This window comes from Pseudoalteromonas rubra (assembly GCF_005887095.1).
Taxonomy (GTDB): Bacteria; Pseudomonadota; Gammaproteobacteria; order Enterobacterales; family Alteromonadaceae; genus Pseudoalteromonas; species Pseudoalteromonas rubra_E.
On the sequence record NZ_PNCI01000115.1, the window covers coordinates 1 to 9,629 of the forward strand.

The following is a 9,629-nucleotide window of genomic DNA, read 5'->3' on the forward strand; positions in this document are numbered from 1 at the left end:
CCCCCCCCCCCCCGCCCCCCCCCCCCCCCAGCTGCGCCTTCCACCCCCCAGCTTCGACTTCCTCATCCCAGCTTCGACTCCCTCTGCCCAGCTTCGCCTACGTCATCCCAGCTTCGCCTTCGTCATCCCAGCTTCGCCTTCGTCATCCCAGCTCCGCCTTCGTCATCCCGGCCTTGAGCCGGGAACCACCGACAGCAAAACGGTGACTGACCGGAGCAAAGATCCAAAGCAAATAACCAAAAATAAAAGCACTTAAAATCAAATAGATAAAAACAACCTCAAACTTTTTTCAAAAAACTTCCTTGAAAAGCATTGGCCCCGGCCATAGATAGATTTGTGAGGACGCCGGAAGGGTCCCAAACCAAACTAAGGCTTTGTTTTAAAAGTCTTTATTTAAGTAATGTTAGAGTTAAAAACCCGCTATTTACTGGTTTAATGCAAAGAGTAAATGGCTAAATTATCGCTTTATGAGGATATGATTATGCGTACAGTAGATTTATCACCCCTTTACCGTTCATTCATTGGTTTCGATCACCTGGCATCTATGATGGACGCGGCGCAGCGTAGCAGCGAGAAGCAACCAAGCTACCCGCCATACAACATCGAAGCGTTAGCTGAAGACAAGTACCAAATTACCATGGCGGTGGCCGGCTTTACGGAGCAGGAGTTGTCGCTTGAGTCGGAAAATAACACGCTGACCGTTAAGGGCGAGAAGCAAAATAAACAAGACAAAACCGACCGTAAGTTTATTCACCAGGGCATTGCAGAGCGCAACTTTGAGCGCAAATTCCAGCTGGGCGACCATGTCAAAGTGATTGGCGCAGAGCTTGAGAACGGCTTGTTACTGATTGACCTGGAGCGCGAAGTACCGGAAGCGTTAAAGCCAAGAAAGATTGAGATTGGCACCGGTAAGTTGTTAGAGAGCAAATAAAACACTCACTCCCTTTTTCCTTGTATTACATTGTTGAATTCCCACCCGCCGCCCGAAAGGGCGGCTTTTTTGTCTGCCATAGCAAACAGATTAAATAGCCACGCCCAGTGCTTCGGCCACTCGGGTCGCATGTGGACCTAACCAGCCCAGCACCGGAGTAAAACGCTCGACCAGCTTTTCACTATGGCTGGCAAAGCTTTCGGCCTCTTTGGCTATTTTAGCCGCACGGGCCAGCGACTCAGCCACCTCAGCCTTATCGGGCTGCGCCTGTTCAACTTCCTCTTTAGCCTCTTCCAGCGCATTATGCAGTTTGCGCGGCTGCGACGTACTAAGCTCTCCCAGCGCTGTGGTTAACTCACTCAGTGCCTGCTGAATATCCACCGCCTGAGGCTCAGGCATGGTGATTTTAGGGGTGGCCACAATCTGGTTATAGTCGCCAGTGTTTAACACCGCACCATTGGCGTTGCCACCCACCTGTATTGTTCTGTCTGACATGGGATTACTCCTGATCTAATTCATTAAGTTTTTCAATAATGGGGAGGACAAGTTCAACATCCGGCTCCTGATCTGCGGCCTCACAATAACGAAGGTAATTACCCAGCATAATTCCCATCCACGATTTGTATGCCTCTGGCCACTTTATAAAATAAGGTGACAATAATTGCACCGCCTCTTTTGAACTGAACAACGCAGCTTCGCGCAGGCCTAACTCGCTTTGCCGGTTGGCCAAGTTATTCAGTGTGCCAGCCAGATTGGGCAAAAAGGTATCGGGGTGGATCTCAGCCAATGCGCTGTAGTGTTCAACGGCCTCAGTTGCGCTAGCGAGGGCAGCTTCGCGCTGGCCTAACTCGCTTTGCCGGTTGGCCAAATTATTCAGTTACATGGCCAAACGCGCTAAATCAGCTTCACTGATCTGCTGCTCAGTCTGAGTCTGGCTTTGCTGATATAAAATAGTAGTTAATTTGCAGGCTAGTTCGGCCAGCGCGATAGAGCTGTGTGGCATAGCACCATTGAGTAATTCTATCAGCTTCCGACTGTGATGGTTGTCCTCGACCAGCTGCTCTGCCCACTGTAACAACTGGGCCTGCTGAGCGGTTGGCTGGCTGACCGGACAGGCAAAGTCCTGTAACAGGCGAACCAGTGCGGCGGCGGCCAGCTCCTGACCGTATTCAAGGGTACGAGCCAAGATGTCGGGCGCTTTTAAGCTTCGCTCTCTGTCACTATGTAAAAGCTGTATACACATAGCCTCGGCTATGAGGTCGGGCTGAGTGGTCGATAGTCTGGCTGTTTCGCCCGCGTCTTCCGCTGGCGGAAACGTCTGCTGTAATGCAAGTAACTCTTTATCCAGGCCTGGACTATGCCAGCCCATGGCAACTAGCTCAGTGCTGAGCGTCTGGCGCATATCGGCAATATGGAGCCCGCCACACAGTAAATGAAAACACAGGCAATGGGCCAGCTTAGTGGCATTGCCCCCTTCGCCAAAACACTTGTAAAAGCGATCGATTTCTCGCTGCGCCAGTTTTTCGGCCGCAGCCAGATAATGTAATGACAAAGCCGCGCGCGGCGACATGTCCCGGCACAGAATACCTGCCATAACCAGCGCCAGTGGATTAGCAAATTGCGGGTCGGCCAGCGCAGTATCAAAGTCGGGTTGTTCACCTGGCTTGGGGATTGTACTGGCTTGAGGATTCGGCACCAGCGCTTGCGCAGCATTCAGCGCAGCACACAATACCGCTCGCCGTAATGAGATATCACTCAGCCCAGCCAGCGCATAGGGCTCAAACTGGGTAAACAGGTCAAGCCGCGCCTGGTCGCTACCTAACGCAGAGCCCGTTAGCGTGTGCCACCAGCCAGCCTCTTTACTGGCTTCGCGCTCCAGCAGCAGGATACGCACCCGGATACCGTCGGCCAGGTCATCTAGCTGAGACAGGGCATCAAGCCATTGCGCCAGTGCCTGCGCATTAGCCCCGGCGTAATCAACCACCAATATTAAAGAATGGGACCAGTTAGCCTGGGCAAATTTAAAGGCATGTGCCAACTCTGCTAAGTCATCGCTACGTACAAAGCCAGCCGCCCAGCCCGCTTGCTGCTCTGCCTGCTCGCACAGCTCAATGGCCAGGCGCGTTTTGCCACTGCCTGCGGAGGCGGTGATGGCAAAGACGGAAATATCCCTGTTGTCACTTAGCCATTCATGGAGCATCGAAAGCTCGCGCTCTCGGCCCTGTAAGCTCAATGCTTTGTTGTGCGCGCTGAGAATATCCAGCACATTCGGTGGGGTTTGCGGACCTCGACGACGCCGGGCAGGGGCATGGGGGCGCACCAGCGGAATGCGAAATTCCACCGCGCCCCCCACCTGATTATGATCGCCGTTAATAATAATGCTCTGATTGGCACTGCCCTGCACTGACACACTGCGCTCAGCCACACTCACACTCCCTGGTTAATGCTTACTTTTTCATCCTATTTCAGCAGTGCAGCTCAGGCAAGGGTTAAATTTTTTACCCAGCACTGTAAGTTCGTGTAACTGGCGAACCGTGTATTGTGTTCCATACTTGCTCTCGGAAACCACAATCCGGGAGGATAATTATGCTGGACTCAACCCCACAAACCACCAAACAAGACACCACCTTTGTGCAAAGCTACGGCATACACACGGGCTTTGTACCACGCTCTCAACTGATAAAAAAACACTGGATGCTGGCAGGCGATGACTATGCCAAGTTGCAGGGACACTGGCACGATAACGCGCTTACCGCTATTTATGGCAACTATTTTGTGGTAGAAAAAATCAACGGCGTTGAGGTCAGCGATGCCCAGGCACTGGCCACCCTTGAAGAGCTGAGCCGGGTAACGCTGGCGCAGCAATTTGGCCCGCAGTATAGCAATAACATCAGCTTTTTTGCCTCCGACCGCAGTGTCGGCTGGGAATACCCTATACTGACCCCAGCGCAGGCCAAAGAGATCAGTACCAGCCTGGATGTGATAGCCTACAACAAGGTACTGCGCTATGCGTTTGCCTCAGCCTATGCGTATAGTCTGGAGCCCGGTGGCACCTTTGCCTACAATGACGAGCCACTTTACCAGAAGTTAATGCTTACCAATGGTAAGCTTGAGATCATAGATACACTACTGAATGTAGACGGCGTCTATGCCTTTGCCGTTAAAGTACCCGCCATTGCCTCTGAAGGCCTGGAAGAAGAAGTGATCATTGCCTATAAGGGCACCAACCCGTTTAACACCGGCGACCTGTACGAAGACGTTAAACTGTTTTTTGCCAATCTGGCCGAAACCGACATCGCCTGGCAGCGCACCGCCTTTGAGTTTTGCCAGCGCATTTTGGAGCAGTATCCTGCCAATCAGGCATCTGTTGCACCCGGTTATCAGGTACCCGAAGCGTCAACCAGCCATAATGTGGTGCTCACCGGCCACAGCCTGGGCGGTTATACGGCGGTCGACTCCGGCGTGCGTACTGGCATTCAGACCCGGGTTTTTGCCTCGCCCGGCACTAAGATCATCGACGCCTATGCCCGCTATTTTGCCAACACCATGCGGCTGCGTAATGTGATCAACTTCCGCACCGACTATGATCCTATTTCGTCCTCCGCGCTGCGCCACGATGAAAACGAAGTCGAATTCCCGGCTTTCCCGGGTAACAACCTGTTTGTGAATCATTCGCTGGAAAATATGATCAAAGAGCGCCTGATCCCGCTCTATCACAACTGGCAAGATCCAACAGCCCGCCCAAGCCAGCTATTCATCACCCCGGACGCCAGCACAGGCGCAGGCCTAAAATCCCGCACAAATGTTTGGGGGCCAAGTCATGACCGGTGATTAATAATCACCGCAGCATGACTTGGCGCGAGACATGGATGTCGAGCCGGACCTGCACTACAGGGACGTACTTTACTCCCAGCTCGAGCGATTAAGTATCGCCTTTTGTCAGTGGACGCGAGCCCCGGACGGGCGACGAAAGACCGACGATTAAATATCGTCGCAGGCTCGGCGCCCCCGCATGAGGAGGTGAGCGCATGGACCTATATGGACGTAGGGAAGTAGAACAATGCAGGAGCACATTGTCGAGATGCGCGATTCGAGATGCGCGATCGACGTAACGACAAGGACGTACTTTACTCATAACTCACTCAAAGCATCCGCGTTGCTTTTAAGCAGACCCCGGCTCGCTGGCCGGGGTGACGGTGGTGTGTGTATCTTTAGCACAAATGGGCGCAACTCAGGTTTTGCTTGCCAGTCCAAAGTAGAACAATGCAGGAGCACATTGTCGAGATGCGCGATGGACGTAACTACAGGGACGTACTTTACTCATAACTCACTCAAAGCATTCGCGTTGCTTTTAAGCAGACCCAGGCTCGCTGGCCGGGGTGACGGTGGTGTGTGTATCTTTAGCACAAATGGGCGCAACTCAGGTGTTGCTTGCCCAGTCCAAAGCTAAAAATAAAACCAATTTAAATCAAATAGATAAAAACAATCTCAAACTTTTTTCAAAAAACTTCCTTGAAAAGCATTGGCCCCGGCCATAGATAGATTTGTGAGGACGCCGGAAGGGTCCCAAACCAAACTAAGGCTTTGTTTTAAAAGTCTTTATTTAAGTAACATTAGAGTTAAAAACCCGCTATTTACTGGTTTATTGCAAAGAGTAAATGGCTTAATTATCGCTTTATGAGGATACGATTATGCGTACAGTAGATTTATCACCCCTTTACCGTTCATTCATTGGTTTCGATCACCTGGCATCTATGATGGATGCGGCGCAGCGTAGCAGCGAAAAACAGCCCAGCTACCCGCCATACAACATCGAAGCGTTAGCTGAAGACAAGTACCAAATTACCATGGCGGTGGCCGGCTTTACGGAGCAGGAGCTATCGCTTGAGTCGGAAAATAACACGCTGACCGTTAAAGGCGAGAAGCAAAATAAAGAAGACAAAACCGACCGTAAATTTATTCACCAGGGCATTGCCGAGCGCAACTTTGAGCGCAAATTCCAGCTGGGCGACCACGTAAAAGTGATTGGCGCAGAGCTTGAGAACGGCTTGTTACTGATTGACCTGGAACGCGAAGTACCGGAAGCGTTAAAGCCAAGAAAGATTGAGATTGGCACCGGAAAACTAATTGAAGGCTAACACCTGAAGAGTAGTAATTACTCACTCCCTTTTCCTTGTATTACATTGTTGATTTCCCATCAGCCGCCCGAGAGGGCGGCTTTTTTGTGTCTGCTAATTACACAACACTTCGAGTATAACTGCCTATAAATACGGTAAATTCATACTATAAAACGCATGCCACGGCGTCTTTTCGCTGCTATTTTGATGTAGAACATGGTCAGCGACGATCCACAGAACTTAGATTGATTTTTGCATAGGGAGTTGTGATGCTGGCGACCACTGAGGTAAAGCTGTAAGCCATTGAACATGAAGAAGGAGGTGCAATGCTCGACCTAAGTTTTATCCATCTGTCGGCTTTTTATGAGCTCACTGCGCTGGTGGTATTGGCCGCCGCGTTGGGGTTTATTGGCGTGTTACTTCGCCAACCCATGATTGTGAGCTTTATTGCCGTGGGGGTGGTTGCCGGGCCTTCGGCTTTAAACATAGTTCAGTCTCATGAACACATTGAACTGCTGGCCGAACTGGGCATTGCAGTATTGTTATTCCTGGTAGGCCTTAAGCTTGACCTGAAACTCATTCGTACACTTGGGCCGGTGGCACTGGCTACCGGGCTGGGGCAGGTTGCATTTACCTCCGCCATTGGCTTTTTACTCGGTAAAATGCTGGGGCTGGATACCGTTACCTCCTTGTATGTTGCCGTTGCGCTGACCTTTTCCAGTACCATTATTATTGTCAAACTGCTGTCGGATAAACGCGAAGTAGACTCCCTCCATGGGCGCATCGCGGTGGGCTTTTTGATAGTCCAGGACTTAGTGGTGGTGCTGGCGATGATGGTGCTCTCAGCCCTGGGCATAGGCGCGCAATCGAACGGCACTCACTCGGCGCTGGCGCAAATAGGCAGCGTAATGCTGTATGGATTGATCATGCTTGCGTTTGTGCTGGTGTTTATCCGTTATATGGCCACTCCACTGGTCAGTCGCATCGCCCGCTCTAAGGAGTTATTGATCACCTTTGCCATCGGCTGGGCGACGTTACTGGCGGCTATCGGCAGCCAGCTGGGCTTTAGTAAAGAGTTGGGCGGCTTGCTGGCGGGGATATCTTTAGCATCTACCCCATTCAGAGAGGCCATAGTTGCGCGCCTGGCTTCGCTGCGCGACTTTCTGCTGCTGTTTTTCTTTATTGCCCTGGGGACACAGCTGGACCTGAGCCTGCTTGGCTCTCAGGTGTTCCCGGCACTGATATTGTCGCTGTTTGTACTCATTGGTAACCCTATCATTGTGATGGTGATCATGGGGCTGATGGGCTATCGCAAACGCACCGGTTTTCTGGCCGGGTTAACCGTGGCGCAGATCAGTGAATTTTCACTTATCTTTATGGCCATGGGACTCACGCTTGGCCATGTGTCGGCCGACTCTCTGGGACTGGTCACGCTGGTGGGGCTTATTACCATTGCCATGTCGGTGTATATGATCACTTACTCCCATGGACTGTATAACAAGCTGGAGCGCTGGCTAGGGGTGTTTGAGCGCGAAAAACCATTCCGAGAAGAAGCGCTCGAAAGCCAGCCATCATCAGAGCAAGCCTATGATGTGATCCTGTTTGGGCTTGGCCGCTACGGTAAGGCACTGGCCCACTATCTGCAAAAAGAAGGCTTCAAGTTGCTGGCGGTAGACTTTAACCCCGACGAAGTCAGGCGCTGGCGTAACGACGGCCACTTGGTGATGTATGGCGATGCCAGCGATCCGGCGTTTGTGAACGACCTGCCGCTGCAGGGCGTAAAGTGGGTGGTGTCGGCTATGCCACAGCATGATTTGGGCGTAACCCATGAAGATCCACGCCTGGCACTGATAGATGGCCTGAAACAACAACATTATAGCGGCGGCATTGCCATTTCTACCCAGCACCAGCACGACCAGCCACTGCTGGAAAAAAAAGGCGCTACACTGGTACTGATGCCATTTCATGATGCCGCCGAGCGGGCGGTAGAGCGGGTAAAGGCGGCAACACCAGCCAGCGCCCAGTTAGAGGTAAATAATGAGACGATTTAACAAGATATTATGTGTGGTGGACCCGGAAGCAACCATGGACACCGCTGTGGTGCAAACCCTTAAGCTGGCGCGCGACAACCAGGCCGACGTTACCTTTATCTCGGTATTAAAGGAGGCCAAACACTGGCGCGCATTCTTTACCAGCAAAGAAGAGTACGCCAGCCAGCTAGAAGAGCTGATCACCAACAAGCGGGCCGCCATTGAAGCCAAGATCAAAGCGCTGGACTCAAACCAGGATCCCGCCATCATAGTGTGCACCGGGATCGGCTTTATTGAGATCATCAAGCGCGCGGTCGATGATCAGTACGACCTGGTGGTCAAATGCGCCGAAGACGCAGACTGGATGGATCGCATGCTGGGCAGTGAAGACATGCATTTACTGCGTAAATGCCCCTGCCCTGTGCTGATGCTTAAACCCGGACAGCTCGATGCCTTTGGTAAAATTCTGGCTACGGTCGACGTTAACGACAGCTTCAGAGAGCTGGATGATGAACAAGTACAGGACAAACTCAATCAGGCAGTGATGGAATACAGCGTGTCGTTAAGCCTGCCAGAGCTGTCTGAGCTGCATGTGGGCAGCGCCTGGGATGCTTACGCCGAAGACTGGCTGCGCTACGGCACCTTTGCGCATCAGTCGGACGAACAGGTGGATGATTATGTAGAGCAGGGGCGCAGAGACTGCGCCACTAAGCTGGCCCGGCTGGTGACAAAAATGGACCAGCTGTTCGACAAGTCAGCCGTTCAGTATCTGCAACCCAAACTGCACCAGGTCAAAGGCAAAGCCAGTAAAGAGATCCCTCTGCTGGCCCAAAAACACCAAATTGACCTAATCGTGATGGGCACAGTCGGCCGTGTCGGTATTCCGGGTTTGATAATCGGCAACACCGCCGAATCGATCCTGGAACAAACCCAGTGCTCCGTACTCGCCATTAAGCCCAAAGGTTTCCAGACCCCAATTAAATAACCCGCGAGGGTAACCCACAGGTCCACCGGCTGACGAGTCGGTGGACCGCCTTTCTCGGCTTTTCTCACTTCGCCTGCGCCAATACTGCTTTCGGGCTTTCACCCTCGTACAGGCAAACTGTACCCAATGAGTAAAATTTATCCCATTGTCAGCCATTATAAAATACCGTTTAATATGGGCATAAAACCCCATACCAGACTTTTGCGGGGTTAAGCAGTTTAAAAGGAATATTGATGTCAGAACATAACCCCGAACTACCCCTAGAGATCCAAGCACTGATTGAGAAAGCCCAAGGTGGCGATGCCGAGGCTCAAACTGAGTTGGGCCTTGCCTACTATTTTGGCGAGGGAGTGGAGCAAAATTATCAACAAGCCGCTTACTGGTTTACACAAGCAGCGGAACAAGATTACCCAATCGCGCAGTGCAGCCTTGGGGTTCTGTACGAACTTGGTCAAGGTGTGGCGCAAAGTGATGAGAAGGCGGTTGAGTACTATCAGTTAGCCGCTGAACAGGGAGATGCGCGTGGTCAGTGCAACCTGGGCTTAATGTATCTACAAGGAAAAGGC

Annotated in this window: 9 protein-coding genes; 6 read left to right on the forward strand and 3 right to left on the reverse strand. The window is 51.9% G+C overall.

The genetic code is table 11. The features are described 5' to 3' along the window. Positions 1-481 precede the first annotated feature (481 nt). Entirely contained in the window at positions 482-931 is a 450-nt protein-coding gene (locus CWB99_RS23495) for an Hsp20 family protein (protein WP_138553656.1), read from the forward strand. A 90-nt stretch (positions 932-1,021) separates the two neighbouring features. Here the strand turns inward: CWB99_RS23495 and CWB99_RS23500 are convergent, their stop codons facing one another. Genes CWB99_RS23500 through CWB99_RS23510 form a run of 3 tightly spaced genes read right to left on the reverse strand, consistent with a single transcriptional unit; the run spans position 1,022 to position 3,356 of the window. Beyond that, positions 1,022-1,426, reverse strand: a complete 405-nt coding sequence (locus CWB99_RS23500; RefSeq protein WP_138553655.1) for a hypothetical protein — start codon at positions 1,424-1,426, stop codon at positions 1,022-1,024. Positions 1,427-1,430: 4 nt separating this feature from the next. After that, positions 1,431-1,799 carry a hypothetical protein gene (locus tag CWB99_RS23505; RefSeq protein WP_138553654.1) on the reverse strand — a complete coding sequence of 123 codons (369 nt, stop codon included), beginning with the start codon at positions 1,797-1,799 and terminating at the stop codon, positions 1,431-1,433. A gap of 9 nt (positions 1,800-1,808) precedes the next feature. After that, a complete protein-coding gene (locus tag CWB99_RS23510) occupies positions 1,809-3,356 on the reverse strand; it encodes an ATP-binding protein (protein WP_138553653.1) in 1,548 nt (515 codons plus the stop codon). Positions 3,357-3,517: 161 nt separating this feature from the next. On the opposite strand from CWB99_RS23510, the gene CWB99_RS23515 reads away from it, so the two are divergent. The 5 genes from CWB99_RS23515 to CWB99_RS23535 form a co-directional block, all read left to right on the forward strand. Continuing rightward, positions 3,518-4,762, forward strand: a complete 1,245-nt coding sequence (locus CWB99_RS23515; protein ID WP_138553652.1) for a hypothetical protein — start codon at positions 3,518-3,520, stop codon at positions 4,760-4,762. 860 nt (positions 4,763-5,622) lie between these two features. Beyond that, positions 5,623-6,069, forward strand: a complete 447-nt coding sequence (locus tag CWB99_RS23520; RefSeq protein ID WP_138543240.1) for an Hsp20 family protein — start codon at positions 5,623-5,625, stop codon at positions 6,067-6,069. A 305-nt stretch (positions 6,070-6,374) separates the two neighbouring features. Further along, complete coding sequence (locus CWB99_RS23525; RefSeq protein ID WP_138553651.1) at positions 6,375-8,099, forward strand: cation:proton antiporter; 1,725 nt, start codon at positions 6,375-6,377, stop codon at positions 8,097-8,099. Next, on the forward strand, positions 8,086-9,063 hold the full coding sequence (locus CWB99_RS23530; RefSeq protein ID WP_138553650.1) for a universal stress protein: 978 nt from the start codon (positions 8,086-8,088) through the stop codon (positions 9,061-9,063). The genes CWB99_RS23525 and CWB99_RS23530 overlap by 14 nt, the downstream gene beginning before the upstream one ends. A 233-nt stretch (positions 9,064-9,296) precedes the next feature. After that, positions 9,297-9,629 (forward strand): tetratricopeptide repeat protein (locus CWB99_RS23535; RefSeq protein WP_138686241.1); only part of this gene is annotated, 333 nt, incomplete at its 3' end.

Bases quoted from the DNA above. Each gene is read 5' to 3' on its own strand.
- CWB99_RS23495 (WP_138553656.1), top strand. From the start codon at position 482: ATGCGTACAGTAGATTTATCACCCCTTTACCGTTCATTCATTGGTTTC.
- CWB99_RS23500 (WP_138553655.1), bottom strand. From the start codon at position 1,426: ATGTCAGACAGAACAATACAGGTGGGTGGCAACGCCAATGGTGCGGTG.
- CWB99_RS23530 (WP_138553650.1), top strand. From the start codon at position 8,086: ATGAGACGATTTAACAAGATATTATGTGTGGTGGACCCGGAAGCAACC.
- CWB99_RS23515 (WP_138553652.1), top strand. From the start codon at position 3,518: ATGCTGGACTCAACCCCACAAACCACCAAACAAGACACCACCTTTGTG.
- CWB99_RS23525 (WP_138553651.1), top strand. From the start codon at position 6,375: ATGCTCGACCTAAGTTTTATCCATCTGTCGGCTTTTTATGAGCTCACT.
- CWB99_RS23520 (WP_138543240.1), top strand. From the start codon at position 5,623: ATGCGTACAGTAGATTTATCACCCCTTTACCGTTCATTCATTGGTTTC.